At 38.6% G+C, this 26,189-nt stretch carries 19 protein-coding genes; 13 read left to right on the forward strand and 6 right to left on the reverse strand.

The genetic code is table 11. From position 1 onward, the window contains the following. Positions 1–304 precede the first annotated feature (304 nt). The 3 genes from F580_RS0106275 to F580_RS0106285 all read left to right on the forward strand — a co-directional run bounded on the left by F580_RS0106275 (position 305) and on the right by F580_RS0106285 (position 2,822). Complete coding sequence (locus F580_RS0106275) at positions 305–925, forward strand: hemerythrin domain-containing protein (RefSeq protein ID WP_019026848.1); 621 nt, start codon at positions 305–307, stop codon at positions 923–925. Positions 926–1,455: 530 nt separating this feature from the next. Next, positions 1,456–2,040 carry a chalcone isomerase family protein gene (locus F580_RS0106280; RefSeq protein ID WP_019026849.1) on the forward strand — a complete coding sequence of 195 codons (585 nt, stop codon included), beginning with the start codon at positions 1,456–1,458 and terminating at the stop codon, positions 2,038–2,040. A 164-nt stretch (positions 2,041–2,204) separates the two neighbouring features. Then, positions 2,205–2,822, forward strand: coding sequence for a DUF5610 domain-containing protein (locus F580_RS0106285; protein ID WP_019026850.1), 618 nt, complete (start codon positions 2,205–2,207; stop codon positions 2,820–2,822). Positions 2,823–2,924: 102 nt separating this feature from the next. Here F580_RS0106285 and F580_RS0106290 read toward each other — a convergent pair whose 3' ends face one another. Then, positions 2,925–4,718 carry a DUF885 domain-containing protein gene (locus tag F580_RS0106290; RefSeq protein WP_425393319.1) on the reverse strand — a complete coding sequence of 598 codons (1,794 nt, stop codon included), beginning with the start codon at positions 4,716–4,718 and terminating at the stop codon, positions 2,925–2,927. A gap of 681 nt (positions 4,719–5,399) precedes the next feature. Between F580_RS0106290 and F580_RS24075 the strand changes: the two genes are divergently transcribed. Further along, positions 5,400–6,593, forward strand: a complete 1,194-nt coding sequence (locus F580_RS24075) for a serine hydrolase domain-containing protein (protein WP_019026853.1) — start codon at positions 5,400–5,402, stop codon at positions 6,591–6,593. Between the two features lie 151 nt (positions 6,594–6,744). On the opposite strand, the gene F580_RS0106305 is transcribed toward F580_RS24075, so the two are convergent. Beyond that, on the reverse strand, positions 6,745–7,854 hold the full coding sequence (locus F580_RS0106305) for a c-type cytochrome (protein WP_019026854.1): 1,110 nt from the start codon (positions 7,852–7,854) through the stop codon (positions 6,745–6,747). 446 nt (positions 7,855–8,300) lie between these two features. On the opposite strand from F580_RS0106305, the gene F580_RS0106310 reads away from it, so the two are divergent. Continuing rightward, positions 8,301–9,851 carry a DEAD/DEAH box helicase gene (locus tag F580_RS0106310; protein ID WP_019026855.1) on the forward strand — a complete coding sequence of 517 codons (1,551 nt, stop codon included), beginning with the start codon at positions 8,301–8,303 and terminating at the stop codon, positions 9,849–9,851. Between the two features lie 253 nt (positions 9,852–10,104). Here F580_RS0106310 and F580_RS0106315 read toward each other — a convergent pair whose 3' ends face one another. Both F580_RS0106315 and F580_RS0106320 read right to left on the reverse strand, forming a co-directional pair. After that, positions 10,105–11,196 (reverse strand): endonuclease/exonuclease/phosphatase family protein, encoded by a 1,092-nt coding sequence (locus tag F580_RS0106315; protein WP_019026856.1) that lies wholly within the window; start codon positions 11,194–11,196, stop codon positions 10,105–10,107. A 79-nt stretch (positions 11,197–11,275) separates the two neighbouring features. Continuing rightward, the gene (locus F580_RS0106320; protein ID WP_019026857.1) at positions 11,276–12,568 is read right to left on the reverse strand and encodes a lytic murein transglycosylase; all 1,293 of its coding nucleotides are present in this window, start codon (positions 12,566–12,568) and stop codon (positions 11,276–11,278) included. A 352-nt stretch (positions 12,569–12,920) separates the two neighbouring features. Between F580_RS0106320 and F580_RS0106325 the strand changes: the two genes are divergently transcribed. The 3 genes from F580_RS0106325 (at position 12,921) to F580_RS0106335 (ending at position 20,362) form a co-directional block, all read left to right on the forward strand. Then, positions 12,921–15,893: a DUF748 domain-containing protein gene (locus F580_RS0106325; RefSeq protein ID WP_019026858.1), complete on the forward strand. Its 2,973-nt coding sequence runs from the start codon at positions 12,921–12,923 to the stop codon at positions 15,891–15,893. A gap of 521 nt (positions 15,894–16,414) precedes the next feature. Beyond that, on the forward strand, positions 16,415–17,719 hold the full coding sequence (locus F580_RS0106330; protein WP_019026859.1) for an inosine/guanosine kinase: 1,305 nt from the start codon (positions 16,415–16,417) through the stop codon (positions 17,717–17,719). 345 nt (positions 17,720–18,064) lie between these two features. Then, on the forward strand, positions 18,065–20,362 hold the full coding sequence (locus tag F580_RS0106335; RefSeq protein ID WP_019026860.1) for a putative bifunctional diguanylate cyclase/phosphodiesterase: 2,298 nt from the start codon (positions 18,065–18,067) through the stop codon (positions 20,360–20,362). Between the two features lie 188 nt (positions 20,363–20,550). On the opposite strand, the gene F580_RS0106340 is transcribed toward F580_RS0106335, so the two are convergent. After that, complete coding sequence (locus tag F580_RS0106340) at positions 20,551–21,210, reverse strand: peptidylprolyl isomerase (protein ID WP_019026861.1); 660 nt, start codon at positions 21,208–21,210, stop codon at positions 20,551–20,553. A gap of 307 nt (positions 21,211–21,517) precedes the next feature. On the opposite strand from F580_RS0106340, the gene F580_RS0106345 reads away from it, so the two are divergent. The 5 genes from F580_RS0106345 to F580_RS26820 all read left to right on the forward strand — a co-directional run bounded on the left by F580_RS0106345 (position 21,518) and on the right by F580_RS26820 (position 24,131). After that, positions 21,518–21,778 carry a DnaJ domain-containing protein gene (locus F580_RS0106345; RefSeq protein WP_019026862.1) on the forward strand — a complete coding sequence of 87 codons (261 nt, stop codon included), beginning with the start codon at positions 21,518–21,520 and terminating at the stop codon, positions 21,776–21,778. A gap of 82 nt (positions 21,779–21,860) precedes the next feature. Further along, positions 21,861–22,322, forward strand: coding sequence for a hypothetical protein (locus F580_RS0106350; protein WP_019026863.1), 462 nt, complete (start codon positions 21,861–21,863; stop codon positions 22,320–22,322). Positions 22,323–22,433: 111 nt separating this feature from the next. Continuing rightward, entirely contained in the window at positions 22,434–23,081 is a 648-nt protein-coding gene (locus F580_RS0106355) for a hypothetical protein (protein ID WP_019026864.1), read from the forward strand. A 130-nt stretch (positions 23,082–23,211) separates the two neighbouring features. Then, positions 23,212–23,628: a DUF6178 family protein gene (locus F580_RS26815; RefSeq protein ID WP_019026865.1), complete on the forward strand. Its 417-nt coding sequence runs from the start codon at positions 23,212–23,214 to the stop codon at positions 23,626–23,628. Next, complete coding sequence (locus tag F580_RS26820) at positions 23,628–24,131, forward strand: hypothetical protein (protein ID WP_019026866.1); 504 nt, start codon at positions 23,628–23,630, stop codon at positions 24,129–24,131. The genes F580_RS26815 and F580_RS26820 overlap by 1 nt, the downstream gene beginning before the upstream one ends. 154 nt (positions 24,132–24,285) lie before the next feature. On the opposite strand, the gene F580_RS0106365 is transcribed toward F580_RS26820, so the two are convergent. After that, positions 24,286–25,188 (reverse strand): radical SAM protein, encoded by a 903-nt coding sequence (locus F580_RS0106365; RefSeq protein WP_026301284.1) that lies wholly within the window; start codon positions 25,186–25,188, stop codon positions 24,286–24,288. Between the last annotated feature and the right edge of the window lie 1,001 nt (positions 25,189–26,189).

A 26,189-nucleotide genomic window follows, 5' to 3' on the forward strand; every position in this document is an offset into this window, starting at 1 on the left:
TTATTTTTAATGCAGCATAAAGGGCGTCACAGTAAATTTAATTGATTAGTCGTCTCCACAACGACGTGGTTAACAAACATATTCTTAAATTCACTCTGTTCAAGGTTATTCAAGCGGAGAATCAAACTAAAGCTATTAGTTAAGAAAAGTACCAATGGTCAGTCTCTGTATAAGTTCTTATAAGACCGTACTGTTGTCATTTATGAAATAGTGTTGTTCGATTACGTATATATATTGACGTATTTAAAGTTCGTATACTGACTGGTAATTAATCTTCAGTAATTAATATTAGACAGGGGGTATTATGAGCATTGTAACAGTAGCCGAACAGCAGAGGCGAGTAGAGCAACCAATTCAAGTAGAGCAAGCATGGCAAGTAGATTTGCGTAAAGGCTTACCAGCGGCTATTAAAAGTCAGTTATTACCACTAGCAAGAGAACAGTGGTCACAACATGCTCGCTATGGCGGCAAAGCGTCATTTTTTATTCAATACCATGGCGATCTATTGGCGACAGCGGCTTATCTTAAACAGTTGTTGGCAACATTACTTGATGGTTCTCAGACACTATTCACTTGGCAGCAATTAAAAGATCCCTTATCTGCGGCACAGTATTTAGTCGATAGGGCGCATAATCATCACCAGATTGAAGAACAGGTTTATTTTCCTAAATTTAGGGAAATTATGCCGCAGCTAAGTAAGGGCATCGATCTACTGGATAAGGATCATCAATCTTTAGATCTGGCATTAGATGACTTGAGTAATATGGTAATGAGCATAACTATGGGCATGAACACGTCGGATGTTATCAATAAGCAGCAGGTAAAGCTGTTGACTGATAGTATCTTGCACTTACAACGAATATTGCAAAGACATCTGTATGATGAAGAAGAGGTGATTATTCCGATATTTTTATTATCAGCTTAATGGCAGTGAAAGTACCGTACACGATAAGGTTTTATAACATTAATGTGTACGGCATCATTTAAAATTAGCCGCACTACAGCTATAACTCTCTAGTACTGCTACTTCAAACATAACCCTGTGCTCAGCACAGTACGCTCGACCTAATAGCAATGAAATTATGGTTAACTCTAGTCGATGCAGTCACTTATTAAGCAAAGTGGCGCTGCGGTTTTATCATTGCGATAAAGGCTCATGGTCTTAGTTATTTAATACCATCCTTATTAAAAATGAAAAGTTTTCCACCCTGATTATTTCTACTTACACAAGGTAGAAGCCTCGAAAAAGAAAACCCTAAATACATTACATATTACAACGCTTTAGCTGACATGTTTTACATTGCTTTGCTGTTAAGACTGTTAACCTCTATTTATTAGTTAACATCTCCATCTCTTAGCCATTTTTAATTCGCAGCCATTCTTAGCAATTCACTTGTAATCTATTAGAGAAATGAGTGATTGAAATGCTTGGGTTGCAACCTACAAGGGAAAATCATGGAGCCACTGGTAAGCCTATTCAGCACTATTATTTTGAGCCTTTCACTTAATGTCGCAGCCAAAACAGTTGCCGATGTTGAAATTTCACCATCGATCACATTTGGTGATAAAACACTACTAGTCCAAGGGGCGGGTGTGCGTAGCAAGTTTTTTATCGATCTATACGTGGCAAGCTTTTTTAGCGAAGACGATATAAAGAGTAAAGAGGGAATAGACACGGCTAGTCAGGAAATCATTAAGGGTAAAAAAATCAGTGCCATTCGACTGAATATTGTCTCCGGTTTGATCACCTCTGAGAAAATGCTTGCGTCCATTGAGCAGAGCTTTGATGTTGCCACTCATGGTGATACTACAGCGATAGATGTTTATATCGCTGAGTTTACCGCTGTTTTTGAGCAAGCCATAACAAAACAAGATCAATTTACTTTTATCAGTGAGCCCGGTGTAGGTGTTCATGTTTTAAAAAATAACCAACCTTTATCTAGCATCACTAATGACGCCTTTCGCCAAGCATTATTATCTATTTGGTTGGGAACTAACTCGGTTGATGATGACTTAAAAAGTGACATGCTGGCAAGGTAATATAATCGCTCAAAATACCTACAGTTTAACACTTAAGTTATACTTCACGGTGCCGATACTTTTATATATACCCAAAAAACTTCAATATGCAGAATTCAGTCCTCCTGAAACGAGCACCTTGAAGTAGCTTGGGTATAAGGCTTTGATAATTTGAGGGAGATATTATGAGTTCAACAATTAACCCAAACACACCCGTTAACCAAGGTGTACGCCCCGTAGCAAAAGCGTCGGATGAAAAAGACAATAAAGTCATGGGACAGCAAAACTCTGCGCTTGTCCATGAGAATAAAGTAGCACAAACCGCAGAGCCAATTTATGTTAGTCAGAAAAAACAGCTTAATGCGGCCATTATAGAGTCTACTCTGAAATTTAGTAATACTATGGGCGACAGGCCATTATCACTGTTGTTAAAAACGGCTTTACAAGGAATCAACGAAGCGCTTAAGTCGGGAGGAGTTGATAGCAGCGTTGAAGACGCTTATGAGTCGGGCCTTGATGTTAGTCCTGAAGCTACGGCTGAGCGTATTATTAACTTTAGCACGCAGTTTTTAGCCTCTTATCGAGAGCAACACCCTGAAATGGACGAAGAGCAGTCATTAACCGCTTTTATTGATATTATCCGTGGAGGCATCGAACAAGGCTTTGCTGAAGCTAAGGAAATACTTGGCGGTTTAAAAGTACTCAAGGGCGATATTGCCACCAATATTGATAAAACTTATCAGTTAGTGCAAGAGGGGTTGCAATCTTTTATTGACTCTTTTAGTAAGGCAGAAGAAGAGTAACTTAATGGATTTGGTATTAGGTTATTACTTAAATAATAGCAGCAGAGTAAATTAAAAATAATCTTACTCTGCTGCTAAACTATAAGAAGTATTGCTGGAAAACTACTGCGTCAACGTCTCTTTTATATAATTATCAATGAAACGTTCCAGAATATTAAGCGGAACAGCACCATTTTTTAACACTACATCATGAAAATCTCGGAGATCAAATTTATTTCCTAGCGCGAGTTTTGCTTTCTCTCGTAATGCTAAAATTTTCATCATGCCTACTTTATATGACGTAGCTTGGCCGGGCATTACAATGTAACGCTCAATCTCAGAAACAACATCTGATTGTGCCATACCGGTATTCGCTTTCATGTAATCAATAGCTTGCTCTCGGGTCCATTTTTTATAATGAATTCCTGTATCAACCACTAAGCGTACTGCTCTAAATAGTTCAGCTTGCAAACGGCCAATATTATCGAAAGGATCGTCTTGAAAGCCCATTTCCCATGCAAGGTATTCACTATACAGCGCCCAACCTTCTACATAAGCGGTAAAGGGGGAAAACATTCTAAATAGTGGTAAGCCTTCTAATTCCATTGCAACAGCAATTTGAAAATGGTGGCCAGGAATACCTTCATGATAAGCCAATGTTCGCATTGCGTATTTAGGTGTCGCTTTAATATCATATAAGTTAGCAAAAAAACGGCCTGGGCGGCTGCCATCGATGGCTGGCTGCTGATAATAAGCGCCAGGTGCAGTTTTCTCTTTAAATTCAGGAATTCTAACAACTTCCATGCCCGCTTTAGGGCGAATTCTAAATGCAGAGTCTAAACCCATATCTATTTCATCAAGAATTTTTTGATAATCAACCAGTATTTGTGCCCGGCCAGCATCACTGTCCTCGTAATAAAAACTTTCTTGCGCAGCTAAATCTTCTATAGCGGCACTAAAGCCTTGAGCAATGTCATAGTTTTGTTCTTTAAGAATAGTCATAATGTCTGACTGAATACGATTTACTTCTTTTAAGCCAATATCATGAATATATTGAGGCGTGTAATCGGTAGTAGTGAAGAATTTTAACGAGCTTATGTAAGCTTGCTCGCCATTAGGTAAGCGCCAGAAACCATCGTCACTTGTCGCTTTTGGCTTTATCTTAGTAAAATAATCAATTAAGGATTTATAGGCTGGGTGCACATAATCTTTAATATTACTTTTTGCTTTAGCGAGCAATTTAGCTTGTTCATCATCACTAATATTACCGCTTTCAGTCATTTTTTTCGCCAATGAGGTATAAAGAATATTTTCCTCTATTGGTTTACCAACAAAATTGTTCATTTCTTCAAGTACACGTTCAATAACAAACAAGGGTGGAATAATTCCTTTTTCTTCTCTTAACCTTATTCCTTCGAGTTCTTGAGTGAATTTAGTTTTTACTAACACTAAACGCGATAAATAGTTTTCAACATCATCGGTGTTATGAATTTGGTGTTGAGCTTCCATAAAGCTTGGGTAACCATTTTGTATGCCAAACAGCTGGTTTACTGGGTAACTATGATAGCGGAATTGTTCGGCGTTCTTGGCAAAATCCAGTAAATATAGCGCAATCTCTTTAGAAAGAAGGTCAGCCTCAGTTAAACTGTCATTTTCGTATGAATTGAGTGTTTTATGTACTTGCTTTAACTTAACATATAACTCATCGGCTTTAGCAAGGCTTGCGTCATCAAGTTCACCATTATGTCCAGTGATGCCCACTGACTCCAAAAAGCCTAAAGAGGTCAAGGTTTCAGGGCTTTCAAATGCCATTTTTAATACTTCTCGATCGACAAAAGACCGAAACCGCAACGGTTTATCGGCATTCCATTCATAAGCGGCGAAACTGCCAGCAACCACTATTACTGTAAGCAGCATAACCCCAAGCCATTTAAATATTTTTTTAATCATAATTTCCTCTGATGATATTACTTATTAATTATTTTAAATCATAAACTTAATAGTATTTATTTTTTGTTAACCATTTGAAGTTAACAAAATAGTAACATCAAGTAAAAGAAAATGAAGAATGAACAAAAGCAGTCATGTCATTTTAATATATACCCATGTGACAGGTAAAACTCCTCTGAATCACTAACCCCTAGTGATAAAAGTAAACATGGGTAATACCAAGTACATTAATTAATTGACCACTTAGCGAGAATTAAAAGGCTTAGAGGCAAGGCATTGATTGAAGAGAATGGTTATTCCCTTATCGAAATCAATAACGCTGCAGGTAAACCTTTTAAACTCGCCCTTTGGGAGTTTATTAGCGAACCAATAACGGCTCAAAATTAAAGAAATATAGAATAACTATGTTTAAGTAATTTTGCTTGTTCTAAGCTCGCTAATACAACTCTAAGCTGATCAATTTATTAGTGTAATTGGTATCTATATATGGCAACCAAACAATGTGCCTTGTCAAAAAAGGCTCGTAATTGACTCTCTAGTTGAATAAGTAAAATAAATTACACTTTTAATACACTTTTGAAAAAGATACTTACAGTGGAATAACATACGCTTGGACCTTAGCTACTTTGACAATAAGTTGAAAATAAAATGAATGCATTACCTTTAACACGACAACACTTCCTAATGATTGTGCTCGTTTTTCTTAATCTCTTGGTATTATCTGGATGTGGTGAGTCAGAGGGGATAAAAGTATCAGAGCCGCTACCTGATAGGCCTGCGACGGGTCAAGCTGGAGATGGTACTTTGCAAGATGTTGTTAATTATATTCGTATTGAAGCTGGTTTACCTGCTATGGCTGCAGTTTTGGTGCATAACGGACAGATCATTGAAATGGCCGTGTCGGGTTTCCGTTCAATTAGCAGTACTACTGCTGTAAGTGTTGAAGATAAATGGCACCTTGGATCATTAACAAAATCGATGACTTCAACACTGGCGGCTATGTTAGTTAAACAAGGTATCATCAATTGGGATACCACCATTGCTGATGTATATCCTGAGTTATCTGGCATAATGAATAGTCATTATGAAAATGTACGACTTGAGCAATTACTGTCGCACACCTCAGGTATGAGAGCTAATACTCCAACACTTAATAGTTATCATAACAGTTCACTGGATATTGAAGGGCAACGTCAAAAAATGATTGAAGAAGCATTGGTGCTTAGTCCAGAGGTAAATAAAGGAGAATACCTTTATAGTAATTTAGGGTATATGGTTGCAGGGGCAATGATGGAACGTCTTACTGGCACTAGCTGGGAATTATTGTTAGAACAAAATTTGTTTAATACCTTAGCGATGACAAGCAGTGGCTTTGGCGTACCTGATGCTCAAGGTAATTTAACACAACCTGTTGGGCACTTAGCTCAAGGAGTTGGTTGGATAGCTAAAAATGATGATAACCCTGCGGTGCTTGGGCCTGCAGGCACTGTTCATAGTACCCTTGAAGATATGGGTAAATACATTGCGGCACACTTATCCGGTTTGCGCGGGAATGACGTTGTTGGTTTATTAACAGGTGCAGAGTTTACTAAATTACATACGGCCGCTAAAAATCCAGGTTATGCATTAGGCTGGGTAGTTACTGATGGTGCTTTATGGCACAACGGTAGTAATACAATGTGGTTAGCATCAATAAACATAGATCCGGCAAAGAACATAGCGCTATTTATTGTCACCAATGCGGCGGATTTACAAAAAGAGAAAAATAGTATTTCAGTAAAAGCGGTAGATAAATTAACAAGTGAATTGGTAAAACGCGCCGATTTCGCATTTTCCAATTAAGAAAGCTTTGCTGTAACTGAACTTAAAGTGTAATGCCGCAAGTTGCCAGAGCACTCTGGGGGAGGAAAAGGGGAGCAGTTTTGATCCCTTTTCATCTTCTTGTGATTACAATATAAATGTCTTGGGCTGAAACCTATTCTTCTGTAGTCTTTTAGTCGGCAACACCTTCAATATCGCCACGCATTACCGGATAACCTAAATTCATCCAACCAAAAACACCCTCCCATAACACGGCGGTACGGGTATAACCCCGGTCTCTTAATTTTTTAATGGTGTGATCGGCCGCGGCACGGGGACAAGAGCAATAAGCAATGATTTGCACATCTTTTGGAATGCCAGCCACAGTATCATCAAGGTCAGCATAGTAGGGAAAAGGAATAGAGCCTTCTATATGTGCGGTTTGCCAAACTGAAGGTACACGCGTGTCCAGCAGTACCATTTTATTTTTAGCAAGTAAGGCTGCATTTAAATCTTTTGATGAGACGTACATGCCATCTTGCAAGGTAAAGTTGGGATCATCACCTTTTTTGTTGATAACGTATTGTTCTGGTGTGGGCAGCTCCCTCAGTATGGTTTTTTCTTCTTTCCAGCCGAGTGCTTTGCTGCGCAAAAAGGCGGTAATATTGTTGATGTCTTGCGCCGGTAATTTGTTTTTATAGGCTTGCATGGGCGTATCTTGTCGGCCATTTTGTATGGCATGACGAATAAAATCATCGGTGTTGTGAGCAAGTGCCGATTGATTACCCAGCGCAGGAGCGGTAACTCCTTCACCATCAACACCATGACAGCTGGTGCAATTGGCTAAATAAACTTGCTCACCACGTTTAATATCACCGTGCACAGGCTTTGTTGATAGTTTTAATCGCTCAACTCCTGCCTGTTCAAATAACCAATAGGTTAAGTTCCATGTTTCTTTGAGCGTCATCGGTCCGCCGATTTCATCAAGGTAGCCGCCCATAGCGGTGCCTTTTCTGCCATAGGACATCGGTCTTAAAATAGCGTGTGGCACGCCTGATTCAAATAAGCTTTTGCTACGCAGTGATGGCGCATGGTCATTAACATGGCCTTGTCGGTCTTCACCATGGCATAACGAACAGTACTTTTGATAATTTTTCGAAGCAACTTCTGCTTGTATTGTCGTGAGTTTTCTCGGTGGTGGTAACGTGCCCAACTCATCGCCTTGTGCGAATAACTCCATCGGCGAAATAACGGCTAACAAACAGCCAAGCAGTAAAGTTTTTTGCAGAAATATAGACATCATGTTTTATAATGTTAGCTGATAAGGGGTAATTAATAGACTAACTAGCATCAAGATAACAAGCAATAGCTACCTTCACCAGGAAAAGATTAGTAACATCTTTTTAGAGGATTTGTGCTGTGTGGGGTATTATTTCTTAGCTGATAAAAATTAGCCAAGGCCTACTAAAGCTAGCTTATATCACTGCGACGTTAGCTTAAAAGTACTGGCGAAGTAATACACTTAAAACCTAAAAGTAAAAGTAAAAATAAAAGGAATAGCTGAATTCTGCATATTGTCGTCATTTCAGTATATAATGGTGCCCCCTTTTCGATCTGCCTTGTGTTGCAATGCGCATAGGCTTTATTGTAGGGACTTACGTTGTCAGGAAATTTAAACGTAACATTCATCGGTTTAACTTTATAACCGCTAATAATCTCATTACAAGAGAAAATCCCGAGTAGTATGGCATGCAGATTTTAGAAAAAGATTATCAGATAAACAGTGTCAATAAGGCTATTAGCGCAGGAGAAAACTCCATTATCGCATTACCTACGGGTGGCGGTAAGAGTATCTGTATCCTTAAATTGTGCCAAGCAATGTCCGACAGACAAATCGTGGTAAGTCTACGTAATGCTGCATTGGTACCGCAATTATTAAACACCCTGACCTCGAATGGGGTGTCTGTTAGCGTGGTTAAGTCTGGCTATAAGTATGTGGCTGGTGGTGATGTGACCTTGGTTATGGAGCAGTCATATGGTAGAAGAAGACATCTAAATATTAAGTGTGATGTACTGCTACGTGATGAATATCATGTTGGCTGTATGGGCGGCGTTTATATCGCTATGCGTGAAGAGCTATCGCCTGACTTGATCATAGGATTGACTGCGACACCCATTGACAGACTTGGTGTCTATATTGATAAGTCGATGAAATTGATTGAAGAAACCACCACTAGGGAGCTGATTGAATTAGGTGAACTAGCCAAACCGGTTTACAAGGTGCCTAGCCTGTCTCAAGAGATAGATTATAGCGCGGTTAAGATGTACCGAGGTGACTTTAGTGTCTCAGGTTTAGACTGTATATTACTAGAGCATTGCTCCTTGGTTGCACAGCAAACCGTTGACGACGCGTTATCTCATGGCCGTAAGGTTATGCTGTTTGCCAATTCTATCAAACATGTAGAAGCGCTTTCTGAGGCTTTTGGTTTGCTCGGCATTTCACATGAAATGGTGCATTCGCAACGTGCTATTAGTGATAATGATGAAAGTATACGTAGATATAAGTCAAATGAGGTCAAGTTAATCATTAATATGTCGATGCTTACCATTGGCTTTGATGATCCTACCACGGATTGCGTTGTTTTAGCGCGACCCACTAAGATATTAAGATTGTATTTACAGATCATTGGCAGGTGTTTACGCGCATCAAAGGGTAAGAAAAATGCCTTGATATTGGATTTAGCTCAATGTATCTCAACCCATGGTTTTGCTGAAGATTATCGAGACTTTACCCGTAAAACGGCTAAGTCTGCTGCAATAATGTCTGAGCGATTAAGCGTGACCAATATTGGTCAATTTGTCGACGGAGAGTTCAGCTATCGTGAATCCATAGAACGTAAGGTGGTTAAGAAAAAGTCACCTGTTAAACGTATAAAAACTCAACCTAGGATAGTGGCCAGCAAGGATCTTCTTAAAAAGGCAGCGAGCAAGCGGGTTGAATCGTTAATCAGGCTTAACCCTCGAATGGAAAGACTGGTCAGTACTATCGAGTTGGTTAATATCGTCTACGAACAGCAAGACGAAAGCAATAAGATGCTTGATGAGGTCGCTATGGTTAAGATAGTTGCGCTGATAGGATTTGCTTACAGTGATGCATTAGTGGATAGCTGTACCAAGTTAGTTGAGGTAATGCATTCTGAAAATCAGTCGATCAGAGCCTTATTACCTAGGGTGAGTAGTTTGATAACGGCAATAGCGATACAAGAGTTATCAATCACAGAAGTGACTGCTAAGGTATAAACAATAAGTGGGATTAGCGCTTTTCTGGCTTTTCTCACTGCAATTTATCAATACTGTCTGATTATACCTATACCTATACCTAGCCCGCAGTTCTTTTATTAACCTCGCCTCGACTGCTGTTCTTACAGCTGTTCAGTTGACTGTGATGGTTGCCTTATCTCATTGACCTTGCTTAACTTAGGTTAGGTAAAGTTAGCTTAGCTTTAAATATTTTCTAGCTGTAGGCAACTAAATAGAGCGATTGAATAACGCCTTATGATCTTAACGTTAAGGTTACCAAAACAATACCATGGTCGGTACTTTCGCCATCACGGTCGAAAATGGGATTAATTAAATGTCGATCGTAAGTATCATAGCCGCTGACCTGATAAAGACTGTCGTGATAACTGGCATCAAATTCACAAGACAATAAAATGTAATCGAGCACTGAGCCACCACCGCCAAAATAATGCGTGTGTTTACGTGTTGGAGGTAGTTCTGCACTTGGCGCTTGACTCAGTTCTAGCTTCGCTTCACTAACCGTACCGGCTTCGCTCGCTGCATCTATAGCGCTATCATCAATTTCATTAGCACAGGCTACTTCAAATAAATGCCAAGCATCACTTAAACAATACTTAGCCAAGTAAGCATCGCGGTCAATACGCGATACAAAGCGCAAAGTATTGGTTAGTAGGTGACTCAATACACCATCAGTTAGGGTGTTATTAAAGTCACCCATTAATACCATGGGGTTAGCCGTAGTCTCACGGCGCTCAATCATAGCAACCATTAATAACGTCGCTTCACTACCTCGTTGTATGGTTGAGCCCCAACTACCTGCCACTTGTGCTTTTAGGCTTTCAATAATCGTTTGCTCGGGTGAACGACTTTTATCGTGCTCATCGATCTCAATCATTGAGCGTTTAGATTTAAAGTGCACCACATAACAATCACAGTTACCGATATGCGGGATATCAATCGTAGCCCTTAATACCTGACGACTAAAAGTAAAGTCAGCCGCTAAGCCAAGGGATTGAGCAAGCTCAATGTTTGGCTGTACCGCCTGGATATCAACAATGGGGTAACGAGAAGCAATGGCGACCACAGGCCTTTTATAAATAAAATCATCAATAACCTGAGGCTGATCAACCACGCCAAAATAATCATAACCCTGTGCACTCACAAGTTCTTTTAATGAGTCGCTACTAAATACTTCTTGAAAGCCGATGATATCAGGCTGATATTCGGCTAAATATTCGCTAATCCATTTTTGCTTTTTATGCCATTGCTCGGCGCTATAAATACGCTCAAATTCATAATAAGCATTAGGCGGCTCAAGGTAATTAAATAAATTAAAGGTCGCCATGCTAAGCGCTGTATTGGCAACAGATGGTCTAAGCTTACTTGCTTCTTTGGTATTTTTGTTATCACTTGAGTTGATGATACTAGCTCTCTTGATTGGTATGGGGTGTGATCGTTTCGGTTTTACTGAACACGGAATTAACCGTTATCAACACGTCGCTATTTGGATAACCATCGGCAATTAGTTGATGTTTTAGCTGAAACAAACGAATAGCCTGTCGGCTTTTAGGTCCCCAAATACCATCAGGCTCACCTGTTTCAAAGCCTAAAATATTCAGTTGGCTTTGTAGGTTTTTCATGTCAGCGACACTATAAGATTTTACCTTAGTTTGCGCTTGTTGAATAAACTCAAGACCTTTGGCGCCAACTAACTTATTGGCCAATAGGCCGACTGAGAGAGCGTAACTTTTCGACAGGTTCCACGTCATGATGACATTAAAATTTGGGTAAAGTAAAAATGCGGGTCCTTTGTGGCCGGATGGCAGATAAAGCTCAGCCTGAATTTCATAAGTAGGTAATGCTTGCTTGTTTATTTTTTTAACGCCGAGCTCTTTAAAATAATCAAGCGGATAATATTGATCAAAAGTTACTTTATCAAAAGCAAAGTCTACTGGTAATTTAACTTCTCTACCCCAACGCTCTTTGGCTTGCCAACCTATGTTATTTAAGTAATTAGCCGCGGTTGTTAGGGCATCAACTTCACTATTCCAAATATCAACTTTGCCATCATTATCACCATCAACCGCATACTTTAATAATGCCGTTGGCATGAATTGCAGATGTCCCATGGCACCGGCCCATGAGCCTTTTAGTTGTTCAACAGCTACCTGCTTGGTTTCAATCAAGGTGAACAAGTTTAATAACTCTAGGGTGAAAAACTCACTGCGGCGCTCGTCACAGGCTAAGGTTGCTAGGGCATCAAGTACTTCCATTTTACCTTTGTGTTTGCCAAATACGGTTTCTAAGCCCCAAAATGACACTAAATATTGACGAGGGATGCCGTATTTTTTTTCTAATTTATCAAATAGTTCTTTGTTTTGTTGTAACTTTTTCTTGCCCACTCGCACATGATAGTCGGTAACTCTCGCCTGAATATATTGCGCAAAAGTTTGGGTGAACTCTGGCTGTTTTTTGTCTAAAGCGATCACGCGTTCAATAGGGGAAATATTACCAATAACGGTCTGGGTGATAGTAGAGGAAAACCCTGCGGCTTGCGCACGTTGAGCTAAATTGACTTTACACTGGCTAAAATTATCATCGGCAATGGTTGCAGCTGCAGCATTGCCAAACAAAGGCATAAATGCACAGGCAATGATTAATTTTTTGCAATTTAAACGATTTCTTACTTGTTTAACTAAAGGTTTTGAAAAGATCATCGATGAACATTCCTTGGCTAAAGCTGAGATTAAGCATTAAATAAAGCGAGTACCGTGATACTCACTATATTTTACCTTAATTACACTGATGAGATCATCGTTTTCATCATAAAAATAAACGTGTTAACGCTAGTGTTATTAATCTGGGTGATAAATGTGATTATCGCTATTTAAAATGACTGTTATTTTTTGTTGTTTCTGAAAATCATATCAATGGATAGGAGGCTTGGGGTTTGCATTAATCGCTTTTAGGTGACAAGTTTTTATTTTTAACTGAATGCAGTAGCATTGATAATAAAGATGAATTAATATAAATAACAATGAAATAGAGTAAACGTAAGGTAGTCAAATTATGTCATTTAAGCAGTTTATAAAAAGTTACAGAAAACCACTAAAGATCACCTTTATAATGCTCAGTGTTATTGCCACTTATGCTTTGATATTAGGTTTACTTACCCCTTATTTACTCAAAAAAAATCTGCCGGCTATGGTGAGTGACAACTCCTCCTATTCCATGCAAGTCGAAGAGATACGTATTAATCCTTTTTACCTCTCTCTTGAAGTGAAGGAATTAACCATATTCGATAAAAACAGTGAAGATTTCGCCGGTTTTAGTCGCTTGTTTGTTAACTTTCAACTGTCTTCATTATTTCGCTGGATGTGGACTTTTGAAGAGTTCACCCTAGAGGCGCCTCGACTTCACTATCAATTATATCAAGATAGCAGTACTAATTTTGATGAACTCATTGGCGCTAAAATTACTGCACAATCAAGCGACGGCGCGCAAGCGACCATTGCAGGTAACAGCAACAGTGCCGTTAACGCTGAAGGTGATATTGCGGGTAAGTCTGCAGCTAAAAGTGAAAGTAGTGAAGCAGCGAATACCGTTCCAAAGATTTTAGTAACACGTTTGAATATTGACCAATTAGAATTACGTTTTACCGATCATTCGAAAAAAGAGCCATTCTCGGCTCATATTGGCCCGTTAAATATTGAACTTGATAAGTTCACCACACAAAGAGAGTTGAATAGTCCCTATAAGCTAAAAGCAACTTCCGTTAGTGGCATTATCGGCACAAGCCTTGAGTGGCAAGGGCATGTAACTATTTTACCTTTACGCTCTTCAGGTCAATTTAAAATAGACGGCATCAGCCTGCCAACACTGTATCAGTATTTTAAAGACGATTTTCCTCCTGGTGTTCGCTCAGGCACGTTAAATTTAAGTGCCGAATATGCTATTGACCTTTCCCAGGAAAATATGAAACTTAATGTTAGCAAGGCCAATATGTTGTTTACTGATTTATTCATAAAACGCAAAGGTGTCGATGTTAATGATGTGCAATTAAATCACCTAGCGATCAATGGCCTTAATTATTCATTGTCAGAAAATAGTGTGAAAGTCGATGAAATTATACTCAAGGATAGTGTGATAAATGTTATTCGTAGTAAAAGTGGAGCGTTAAATTTACTACAAATGTTACCACCAAGTGCAGAGGAAGAAAGCAGCGAGACTCCACAACCAAAGCTAAAACTAGCTATTGATAAGATCAGCCTAGTGAATAATCAATTAAAACTCACCGATAAGACCACTGAGGTCGCTACACAGGTAAATTTAACTGCTATTAATATGAACTTAGCTAAGTTCAGTTTACAACCCAAGGCCGTGTTCCCATTAAACTTCTCTGCCATCGTTGAACAAAGTGGCAACATTTCGGCAAAAGGTGATTTATCTTTATATCCGATAACCGCTAACCTTAAGGTTAACGCCCAATCAGTGCCGGTCTTGAGTGTTGAACCTTACATGCATCAATGGGTTATTTCTGAAATTATTGCCGGTAATTTCGATGCAAGCATGAATATTGTTTATGCCGCAGCGATTGCCAAGCAAGCATCAACGTCTGCAAGCCCTGAAACAATACATATTACCGGCGATATGGCGCTGAATAACTGGCGTACTCGAGTAACAGACAATGATGAAGATTACGTGCGCATTAATAAAATCTCTGTTACCGGTATTGATGTAAAACAGCCACAAAATACTGTCGACATTGAGCGGGTCACTATTGATAAGTTATGGCTTAATGCCCAACGTAACAAACAAGGTGTGATGAATGTTGCCACCATCCGTAAAGAGCGTATGGAGCAACGTCAAGAAGCGGTAGACGAAGGTAAGCCGGCGGTTGTTAACCTTAAGCATTTTCAAGTAAATTCCTCTTCTGTGCTTTATACCGATTACTCGGTTAGTCCGCGTTATAAAATGCGTATCGACCCTTTGCAGATAACTATTACCGGGCTTTCAAGTGACGTAAACAGCCGAGCTAATATTGATTTACAAGGTAAGATCAATAAATTTGCACCGCTTAAACTAAAGGGCAGTGTCAATTTACTTTCTGAAACCTTATATAGTAATTTCAACTTACTGTTGAATGATGTCCAAATGAGTGATTTTACTCCTTACTCTGGCACTTATGTTGGCCGGGAAATTGACAAGGGTAAGCTCAACCTGAATATAAATTACTTAATTGAAGATCAAGCGCTAAACGCGACAAATACTGTTTTTATCGACCGATTCCATTTAGGTGATGATGTTCAAAGTGATGTAGCAACTAGCCTACCGATTGGCCTTGCGGTAAGTTTATTGAAAGATAGTAAAGGTGAGATCCATATCGATATGCCAATAAGCGGTAATCTTAATGATCCTGACTTTAGTTACGGTAAACTTGTTTGGCAAACCCTTGGCAACTTAATTATCAAAGCGGTTTCTTCTCCCTTTAGTTTGCTAGCCGGTTTAGTTGGTAGTGATGAAGACTTAGGCTCAATTGAATTTATTGCCGGTAACCCGACGCCAGACCAAGCAATGATTACCCGTTTAAATTTATTGAAAAAAGCACTACTACAAAGACCTGAACTGCAATTAGAGGTCAGCGGTTGTTATCATGAGCAAGATAGTGAAGCACTCAGACAAGAAATATTTAAACAACGCATTAATCCAAATGCACAAGCACTAAGCAATGAACAGCGCTTACCTTTATTAGTCAGTGCTTATAGCGAAAGCTTTGGCCATGCCTATGACTTTAGCGAAGCGCCAATTATGGACGCTGATGTCTTGATTAGTTGGAAAGTAGATCAGCTTGAATCGGTTTTGTTAAACAATATAATTATTGATAATAATATGCTGATTAATTTAGCGCAGGAACGTAGCCGCAACATTCAGCAAGTTTTATTAAGCGATAATAAACTTGCGGCGAATCGCCTCATTATTGGCAAAGTACTCGCCCTTGAATCATCAAGTGATATTAGTTGTCCATTAGCACCCGCGGGTTAATTGAGTAGTAGTTACTCTTAAATATTCCAGCAAAGTAACCCTGATTAACGAACTGTTAGTACAATCAGGGTGCGATATTAAAGCCGCTATGCCTGAGTAACGGGGGAACTTTCTATATTAGATATTGTTGAATTTGAACCTTCAGCGATGCGCTTTCGTACCACCACCCTAGTAAATTCGGGTAGATATTTTTCTGTGGCGACTAAGTTAAGAGAAATTATTAAACATGATTTTGACGCTGCTAATGTACGAATGCCGCCTTTACATCAGCATATAACGAAGCCTAACTACCTGACATGAAAACGTAGTGAAGCTTGCTAGTTGATGGATACCGCACTTAGAAAGTAATACCAACTCTTAAGCTTTACGACTATGACTGAAGACACCTTGTTGACTTAAACTTTGACCGTTCATACTCACGCCAAGTTAAACATAATTATGCCGGTTGATGTTTTATAGTGAAATGAAAAATAAATAAGTTATAATCCCACCTCGTTCATTACTCTGCATAGTATATTTTCATGAAGTTTCCAGGCCGTCGCCAACATAAACACTACTTTCCAGTAGATAACAAAAACCCGTTAACAAATAAACTTGATCGTAGCGCGCCGCTATTAAGAAATTATATTGTTGGTATAGATCAGATACTTGTTGATATTGAAGCGAAAATTGACCAAGAATTTCTTGATGATTTTGGTTTAACACGTGGTATGTCACAAATTATTTCTGATGAAGTAACTGAAAAACTCTATCAACGTTTAAAAGACGAATCGTTAATTAATTATGAGTTTGCCGGAGGTACTATCGGTAATACCATGCACAATTATTCTGTATTGGCAGATGATCGCTCGGTATTGCTGGGTGTTATGTCAAAAAATATTCATGTGGGTGACTATGCCTATCGTTTTATTAGTAATACGTCTTCACGAGTAGACTTGAATTATTTGCAGCCGGTTGACGGCCCTATTGGTCGTTGTTTTACCTTAATTGATGATACGGGAGAGCGAACCTTTGGCATTAATGCCGGTTTAATTAATCAACTTCGCCCTGAGTCTATCGACGAATCTTTAATTGCAGGCGCTTCAGCGTTAGTGATCAGCTCTTACTTAATGAGAACAGAGCCCGGTGATACCATGACCGAAGCGGCAATAAAGGCGGTGAAATGTGCCAATGCCGCAGGTGTACCGGTAGTGTTAACCTTAGGCACTAAGTTTGTCATAGAAAAAGATCCGGCGTTTTGGCAAAAATTTGTAAAAGATCACGTTAATATATTGACCATGAATGAAGAAGAAGCCTTAGCCATCACGGGTATTGAAGAGCCATTACTGGCGGCCAATAAATGCTTAGATTGGGTCGATATGGTGATTTGCACTGCTGGCGCTGAAGGTTTATACATGGCAGGTTACGTTAATGATCTCGATAAACGTGAAAGTGAGTACCCGCTATTATCAGGTGCCATTGAAAACTTTAATCAGTATGAGTATTCCCGACCTATGCTTTTAAAAGATTGTGCTAAGCCTATCCGTATTTATAGCCATTCCGCTCCTTATATGGGCGGGCCCGATAATATTAAGAATACTAATGGTGCAGGAGATGCCGCATTAGCAGCGATACTACATGATTTAAGTGCGAATATTTACCATAAGCGTAATGTAGAAAACTCGAGTAAACATCAACAACAGGCACTTACTTATTCCTCACTTTCACAAATGAGTAAGTATGCAAACCGCGCAAGTTATGAAGTATTAGTTCAGCACTCGCCCAGACTATCACGGGGTTTACCTGAACGCGAAGATAGTCTAGAGCAAGTCTATTGGGCTACATAACCCAGCACTAAATAGATTAATTGCTAACTAGATTAATAATCTTTGTTTACCGCACTGATGTGCGGCTTTGTCTTTAGGCTGTACTGAAAACTTAGACCACTTATTATTGATAGGGTAGAGAATTTTCCTGGAGATAAAGTGTTATGTCAGTTTTTAGATGATTAAAAATTGATTGTCACCTCGATAACAAATAAATCGCTATTTCAGCGCAAGTTAAATTACTTTGCTCGCCAAGAAAGTAAGTTTTAATAAATATATCAATAAAGAAAGCGAACGCTCGTTGAGTTATTGGTTTTTATTATTTATATTTAAATAAAGGTTTGATTTTATTCATGTTGAGGGGATATGTTTTCTGTGAAAAATAGAACGAATAAAGAGTTAGCGTTACTTTCCTCTACGGCTGTTACGGCAATAATCTTATTGCCTATTATTTCCTTAAGAATTTTTAACCACGAATATATTATCGCCTTGGCTGATCTGTTTTTAGTCATCATGCTGATTTTAGCTTTTTATTATACTTATAAAACCCGTAAAGTAGAGTTATCAGGTACTGTCATTGCAATATTTTCAACAGTGACTTGGATGTTACTATTATCCTACAAAGGCTTTTATTACGCCTTTTGGGGATTCCCCTTAATTATTGCGGCATTTTATTTACTCCGACCTTTAATTGCTTTACTGCTATTTAGTTGCTCATTTACCATGTTTTTTATCTACACCTATTTAGATGCTAATTGGGTGTTAATGTTGGTTATTTTACCTTCATATACCATCACCAGTGCTTTTGCTTATATATTTTCAATTACCGTAGCAAGAAACGATAGAACAATACAAGCCAATCAACGGTTATCAAAATATAGAAATGAAATCCTAGAGCTGATTGTTAACTCTAGCTCTTTGGATAAAGTACTGCGAGCTATTGTAACCTCGGCCGAATGTGAATTTAACGAAGTAAAATGCAGTATTTTATTACTCAACGAAGAAAGAACTAATTTAACCCTGGGAGCAGGACAGTCTTTACCCGACTTTTATAACCAAGCCATTGAAGGCGTTGCCATAGGTGAGGGTGTTGGCTCTTGTGGTACTGCAGCATTCACCGGCAAGCGGGTTATTGTTGAAGATATCGCCACACATGCCTATTGGGCTGCTTGGGTTGAACTGGCAGCGAAGGCAAAGTTAGGCGCCTGTTGGTCTGAGCCGGTAATATCTTCTACTGGAGAGGTTATCGGGACTTTTGCTATTTATCATGAGCAAAAAGCTCGGCCCACCAGCAATCAATTTAGTTTAATCGAGAATTTTGCTCACCTTGCCAGTATTGCTATTGAGCGAGTACAAGCGAATAAGTCGATTTGGCGCCATGCAAATTTTGATTCCTTAACGGGCTTACCCAATCGAAATATGATGCGCGAGCATCTTGGTTTAGCGCTAAAAAGCTGTCATAGAAATAAGACGAAATTAGCTATTGTTTTCTTAGATCTTGATAACTTTAAAGATGTAAATGATACCTTAGGACACGATGTTGGTGATGCGCTTTTGGTCGAAGTCGCTAAGCGAATAAAGTCGGTTATGCGTGAAAATGATATTGTGGCGCGTTTAGGCGGTGATGAATTTGTCGTTATCATTAATGACTTAAACGATTTAGATGGTATTAATAGAATTTGCCAAGGGATCTTAACAACGTTAAGTGCACCTTATTCACTCGTTGGGGAAACCATTCATACTTCTGCTAGTTTAGGGGTAACAATTTATCCTGATGATGGCACCAATATTGATAGCCTACTCAAAAATGCCGATCAGGCGATGTATAGCGCAAAAAAATTAGGACGAGAAAATTATCAATTCTTCACACCCTCTATGCGTGACGCGATTAACAATCGAGTAGAATTGATTAGTGAATTAAGAAAAGCCATCGATAATAAAGAATTTAGCTTGGTTTACCAGCCAATTATAAATCTATCAAGCCATGAGGTATACAAAGCGGAAGTATTAATTCGCTGGCACCATCCAACAAAAGGTAGTATCAGCCCCGAGTTATTTATTCCACTTGCTGAGGAAACAGGATTAATCATTGAGATCAGTGATTGGGTCTTTAAAACCGCGATTCAACAGATTAATATTCTACGAAGAGACTTTCACCCAGACTTTCAACTAAGTATCAATACTTCACCGGTACAGTATCAAACTGACAAAGGCAATATTGGCCAGTGGCTGGAGCACCTTCAGCAAGAAGGTATTCCTACCGATGCCATTGCTTTAGAAATAACAGAGAACTTATTGATGGAATCAGGCGAAAAGGTTAAGGATATTTTTGAGCTTATTAACGGTGCCGGTATCGCGCTTTCTATTGATGATTTTGGCACCGGTTATTCTTCTCTTTCCTACTTGAAGTTATTTAAAGCCAATTATTTAAAGATAGATAAGTCGTTTGTGCAAAAAATGGTACCCGATAGTGATGACCTAGCACTTTGCGAAGCTATTATTGTCATGGCCAAAAAACTGAAGATGAAAGTTATTGCCGAAGGCATTGAAACCAAGCAACAACAACAACAATTGCAACAAATACACTGTGAATATGGACAAGGATATTTGTTTGCTAAGCCGTTGCCATTTGAGCAGTTTAAACGTTACTTAGCGACCAAGTAGTCACTTATCCTTATAGGAATGCTTAAAAGAGCGCTAAAGAGTAAGTAAGCTTAATCAGATTACGTTATGCCTATAAGCTTACTTACTTTGTGAGTGACGTCGAGCCATTAGACCTCTTCACTAAATATCATGACGACATGTGGTTAGCGCCATGAATAGTACGTAGGTCGATATTGTCGTAGAATCGACTATTCGCTGTTGGCTATACGTATTGTTGCTTTAATAATTTTAACTTCTTCCGTGGTTCTGCCACTTCGACTACCTAACGCGGCTATTTTAGTTAAGCTATCTTCCAAGTCGCTAACGACTTGACCAAATACAGTATGCTTGCCATCTAAGAAAGGTGTCGCGATAAACGTTAAGAAAAATTGGCTGCCGTCAGTGCCAGGACCAGAATTGGCCATGCTTAACATGCCTGGTTCTCCATGACCTATATCACCATCGAACTCGCCATCATACTTATAACCCGGGTTACCAGCACCCGTTCCGGTCGGATCGCCGCCTTGTGCCATAAAGCCAGGAATAACGCGGTGAAAGATTAAATCATCATAAAAACCAAGTTGGGTTAAGTAAATGGTACTTGAAACATGCATAGGTGCTGAGTCGGAAAATAGCTTTATAGTGAGTTTTCCTTGGTTTGTCTCTAGCTCCCAAAAATAATCTTTACCTGGAGTAAAAGTAAGCAACGGTGGCTTAGTTAGCTGAGTTTTCCAAGTCGAATCAGATTGATCTATGGCTTGCTTGGCAATTAAATTATCTACTTTTTTTATTGCCTCATCGCCACCACTACAGGCTGTCAGAGAGAGTACTAGTAAAAGGCTAGCCACTATTTTTTTATTATTATTCATATTTAGGTCTTCTTTTTTAATTGATTGAAAGTACTTTGATTTTATACTTAGTCGCATGTTATCAGGGTTCAAGTGTCAGAGAACAGCATTAATTAGCAAACTGCTCTATGAAAAAATGTTAGCAAGTATGTTTTGATTAGATTAAAATAGTTAAAACGCTTACTCCCTAAGTTCGTGCTATTTTGCCGCTATTATCAAACGACTTAAAAATCATTATTAATGACGGCGACGCTATACTCACAGCGCACATAAGTAAATTTAGTGATGTCATTCAGATAAAACTTCAACAAGAGGTAGTAGTAAAACTATGGATTATTTTGAACAGTTAGGTGTAAGTAGAGATGCTAGCACTGTTGAGATCAAAAAAGCCTACCGAAAACTCGCAAATAAATATCACCCAGATAAAAATAGTGATAGTGACGTTGAAGACAAATTTCAATTAGTTAAAACAGCTTATGATGCTATCGCCGATCCTAAAAAACGTGCCTTGTACTTGAAAAGTAATTATACCATTATCACCGATCCTCGAGAGGTTGCTGACACTTTTTGGAATAATGCCTTAAGCTAATTAACATTTTCACATAGATAGTAAACAATACGCTTAATTTGAAAAGGCGTTATCTTTAACACGTACAACTAGGAAACAAGCTTTGCAAACAGATAAGAACATACCAGACTATTTAGCCGATGATTTTTCTATGTATTTAGAAAACATGAGTTCATTAACTGATCCGGAAAATCCAGAGTTACTGTCCATTTATCTATCAAATTTATTTGAACAGTTAAAAGTGATGCCTTTACTCTTTACCGGTATGGTTGATCAATTAGCGATGGCTATCACCACGAAAATTAGAATTGATAGTAAAAATCTGGCATTAATAGATTTAAGCAATGAGCCTTCGTGGGCCGAGGTAAAGCCATTCATTGGGGTGCATGCTGACGCTAGAGCTTGCATAACGGAGATAATGAGCGATGCTGAGCAAGATTTAAAAACTGCGGTTTTACTTATTCATTTTTATAACCGCTATGATGCAACCCCGTTAAAAGCTGAAAAAGATGATTTTGAGCAAGTTGATGATTATGCCTCGGACGACTTTGATGAGAACTATTAGTGAAAAATAGTTTATCAATAATCAATATAACAAAGTAGTAAAATAGCTTTTAAAAGAACATCCAGCTGTAGCACAGCGACTGAAAAATATAACGACCTCTAAGGAATAACAGTGACAAAAAATGCATTAATTCTGGCAACAGATATTATCGAAATAGCACAACAAAGTGGTAGACGTGCGGGCACATCTTTAGAAATGATCGCGTCTGAATTTGGCGATGAAACCATGTTAGCGGTATTAACCGAGATGGATATTTTAACTGTCGCAAAAATTGTCAGAGAGCACGATGCTACTATTCCTTCGATTGCGACCTGGTTGATGGATGCAGAGTCAATTAAACAGCTATTAAATGTTGAACCGTCTTATTGGCAAAACATGGATGAAGATCATGTGTTTTGTGCGCAGACCGAAGCACACAGTTTATTATCACAAATTTTTCTCTCCACGGATGATGAAGAAAAGCAGTTAGAAGTATTAAAAGCCATTGTTGAAGATGACTTTGGCCTTTTATATTTATCGCTACCGTTTGTTGGCCATGATTTCTCTGAATTAGAAGAAGATGAAGAGCAAACTTCAGGCAGCATTGAAGAGTTGCTAATGAAAATTAAAGACCTCGATGAAGAATCCTATCGGGAAGTGATGATAGTAAGTACTAATGGTACCTTAGAAAACGTTGAAAAAGCGTTGAAAGACAATGCGAATAAACAAAGAGTTACTTCGGTAGAAATAGATACCGATGATATGTTCGCGCCGCTTTAACCTTTAAAAAGTATTTGCAGAGTCATAGTTATACCCAAGCTATTTGAAGCTGCGTGTTTAATTCCAGCTGAAACCTGTAGCTTGATGTAGTTTGGGTATATGTAGCGCTTTATATTATTAGGATTAGTTCATGAGAATAGCAGAGTTAAGAAACCACCCGTTTCTACTTTTGATTTTAAAAGATGGAGAAAATGAAGGCTACTTTTCCCCTGAGTTAGTGCATAAGATTAAACAACAATTAGTGGATATGTCGTTGCGGATCGCCTCTGATAATTTATCGATAATTTATGCGGATCAAATTAATAAAGGCTGTGAAATTGTGCTTGGTATTGCTAACTTAGGTTTGTTAGAGCTCAGTGATAACAACGCAGATAAAGCTAAAGAGATTATAAAAACGCAAGGCATTGTTTATTGTTTTAGAGCCGGTTGGGCTAAATATGCGCAGCTGAAGAAAGTATCAGCTTCCTTTTTTGAGAGTGTTTCAATTAGCTCTTATGCTGTAGGTATTAATGATACGGCTGATATTAGGTCTTGCATAACAAGTTAATGAAAGAAAGCTATCAAAGCGCCAAGCTATTAGATGTTTATAAAAGTGTCGCCGCGAGCTACAGTGCAAACACGTTATTTATTGATGATGATGAAGGTATATTGACCTTTGAGCTGCAAAAGTTTCTAAATAGCGCCATTGCACTCTTATTGATAGATTCTGATAAAAAAATATTCACTAGTTCTTTATATCAAAGCTTTGATACTTACCTAGTGAGCACAGAGAAAAGCGTATTACTTGATAAGTTAGACTCTTGTATCATCAAATTGGTAGAGAGGCTGTCGATTCCTACTAGAAGTTATTTACAAGAAATTGAGTTATTAAATTTTTCAGAGTTTAAAAGTCTTATTAATCAGCAAGCTGATATCTCTATATTTATTCAAGAGATACTAGAGTTACCTATTACCCTAGCCGCTGAATTACATGGCGACTTTGAAGGAGGTTATGATTTTCATGCCGACGATGAAGATGATATCGCTTATTTAATTCCAGGTGAAGAGTAAAACGCTTGGTTGCGGTGTATCGATTGAGCGGACTGAAAAAATAGCGTGAGTTAGCCGCCATTGCATAGGGCTACACGGTAAAATAACAATTTAAAGCGAGCCATTTGGCTCGTTTTTTTTGTGAAAATCGATACATTGAATAGTAATAAACCCGTTATAAACCCCGTTGCCACTCTTGTCTTAAATTAGCATCACTTGGTTGCTGTAATGCTTGTCTTACTTGACTTAGAAGTGCTTGCTTATCATTTCCTAAGACTCCTTTGAGTACTAAGTAGTTTGACGCATGATCAGAGCGGAAAATGGTTTTTTCTAACTCAAGCGCAGATAATAAAACTTCCATTTCACTAAATAACTCTTGCTGTGTTAGTTGACGAAAAGGCTGTAAAGATGATTGGGTGAATTTATCGGCAAAGCGTAAATCCCCCAAAGGGAAAGACACCACTAAAGTTGATAAGTAATTAGGTTGCGCTTCATTCATTAATCTAGCTGAGTTGATGGCATGTTGGCGAGATAGTTCTGGGCCGCCAAGACCGTTTAGAATCATCACCGAACTTTTCATACCTGCTTGTTTGATTTTATTTAAGGCTATTAAGGAGCTTTGGTAGGTCTCACCTTTTTCAATCAACGCAAGCACTTCATCATCACCACTTTCACAGCCGATATACATCAGCTTTAGGCCTAAGGTTTGTAGTTCAGCCAGTTGCTCTACGGTTTTATTACCCAGGTTACGCGGCAAGCAATAACTCGACACTCTGGTTACTTGCGGAAAATGCAGCTTGATCAGTTCAAGGATTTCTTTTAAGCGTTTAAACGGTAACATCATCGCATCACCATCAGCAAGAAACACTCGCCTAACGGCAATACCAGACTTTACCACCTGAATAATTTCTTGTTCAATCAGATCGATTTTCTTCGGTTTGAATTTTTTATTTTCGCTAGTGTACATATCGCAGAAGGTACATTTATTCCAAGAGCAACCATTAGTAACTTGTAATATTAGGCTTTTCCACTCACTTGGTGGACGAAATACTGGTTCGGTATACTTTAGTGGATACATAAGGTTGTCTATTTAGTTTTGATGGCGTTAAATTACACTAAACAGCCGTTTGAAAGTAGTTGATTTATTATTTTTTTAAATAGGAGAGGGGACTGCTAATCTTGCGGTTATAGATCAATATATAAAAATCCGTTACTTATACCAATTTGATTAAATTTCTTCCCAACTCAGAGCTGTACTCAATGTTCAATAACAAGGCAAATTTGTTTAGGTCTAGTCATTCTAAACCACATAAATTTAATGATGTTAGTGGTCATTGAGTAAGCTCCCAAGGGCGAATATCTAATTAAGAAATTTGTGTGTTAGTGGCGAGTTTACGCAGGATCATGTCTTCGTTAATACGCTGACGCAGTGGTGCTGAAAAATATGGGCTGATGTTCATGGGTATTCTCCAAGCTAAGGTGAGGCAACATGCCTCAAGACTTAGTTTAGGAATAAGTGAACGTGTTAAAGGGATGAACGGTGCTTGCCAAACACACCATTACCGCGGAGCGGTTTAGTTCAATGTGCGCTTAGTTGACATGCCGTAGTGGAGGATCTTAACGACAACTGATAGCCAAAAGCGGAAGTTAGCCTTTGAGTTAAAAACGGCAGATCAGGGATCCTAAATTTGTCGTTTTTATATAAAAACCCACATCCATTCACAATTGAGGTTGTGCCGAAAATCTTTGCACGGAATTAGATCTCAAATCCCCAAAGCGGACATTGAATCATGTAAGTTTTAAATAAATTTAGAGTGTTAACCCTAACTCGCTTTCGCCCCCTGAGCGCCATAGAAATATGAAATAAAACTAAAAGGACAAGCCACAGGTTGTATGAAAACTCGTAGCATCGAATTTTTATGCGACGCTACGTAAATTATTACGTATTCTTTTAATCCAGAATTTAATCTACATAGCTTTATTTCGCTGATATTATCTAATCATGTCAGTTCAAAATAGTTTTCACACAGATTATGCAGAGACGTTTGCACTATATTATAGTGCATCAGGTTGTGGCAC

The organism is Colwellia piezophila ATCC BAA-637 (assembly GCF_000378625.1).
Taxonomy (GTDB): Bacteria; Pseudomonadota; Gammaproteobacteria; order Enterobacterales; family Alteromonadaceae; genus Colwellia; species Colwellia piezophila.

Bases quoted from the DNA above. Each gene is read 5' to 3' on its own strand.
- F580_RS0106305 (WP_019026854.1), bottom strand. From the start codon at position 7,854: ATGATGTCTATATTTCTGCAAAAAACTTTACTGCTTGGCTGTTTGTTA.
- F580_RS0106335 (WP_019026860.1), top strand. From the start codon at position 18,065: ATGTTTTCTGTGAAAAATAGAACGAATAAAGAGTTAGCGTTACTTTCC.
- F580_RS0106310 (WP_019026855.1), top strand. From the start codon at position 8,301: ATGCAGATTTTAGAAAAAGATTATCAGATAAACAGTGTCAATAAGGCT.
- F580_RS0106280 (WP_019026849.1), top strand. From the start codon at position 1,456: ATGGAGCCACTGGTAAGCCTATTCAGCACTATTATTTTGAGCCTTTCA.
- F580_RS26820 (WP_019026866.1), top strand. From the start codon at position 23,628: ATGAAAGAAAGCTATCAAAGCGCCAAGCTATTAGATGTTTATAAAAGT.
- F580_RS0106325 (WP_019026858.1), top strand. From the start codon at position 12,921: ATGTCATTTAAGCAGTTTATAAAAAGTTACAGAAAACCACTAAAGATC.
- F580_RS0106340 (WP_019026861.1), bottom strand. From the start codon at position 21,210: ATGAATAATAATAAAAAAATAGTGGCTAGCCTTTTACTAGTACTCTCT.
- F580_RS0106315 (WP_019026856.1), bottom strand. From the start codon at position 11,196: ATGGCGACCTTTAATTTATTTAATTACCTTGAGCCGCCTAATGCTTAT.
- F580_RS0106285 (WP_019026850.1), top strand. From the start codon at position 2,205: ATGAGTTCAACAATTAACCCAAACACACCCGTTAACCAAGGTGTACGC.
- F580_RS0106330 (WP_019026859.1), top strand. From the start codon at position 16,415: ATGAAGTTTCCAGGCCGTCGCCAACATAAACACTACTTTCCAGTAGAT.
- F580_RS0106275 (WP_019026848.1), top strand. From the start codon at position 305: ATGAGCATTGTAACAGTAGCCGAACAGCAGAGGCGAGTAGAGCAACCA.
- F580_RS26815 (WP_019026865.1), top strand. From the start codon at position 23,212: ATGAGAATAGCAGAGTTAAGAAACCACCCGTTTCTACTTTTGATTTTA.
- F580_RS0106365 (WP_026301284.1), bottom strand. From the start codon at position 25,188: ATGTATCCACTAAAGTATACCGAACCAGTATTTCGTCCACCAAGTGAG.
- F580_RS0106290 (WP_425393319.1), bottom strand. From the start codon at position 4,718: ATGCTGCTTACAGTAATAGTGGTTGCTGGCAGTTTCGCCGCTTATGAA.
- F580_RS24075 (WP_019026853.1), top strand. From the start codon at position 5,400: ATGAATGCATTACCTTTAACACGACAACACTTCCTAATGATTGTGCTC.
- F580_RS0106345 (WP_019026862.1), top strand. From the start codon at position 21,518: ATGGATTATTTTGAACAGTTAGGTGTAAGTAGAGATGCTAGCACTGTT.
- F580_RS0106320 (WP_019026857.1), bottom strand. From the start codon at position 12,568: ATGATCTTTTCAAAACCTTTAGTTAAACAAGTAAGAAATCGTTTAAAT.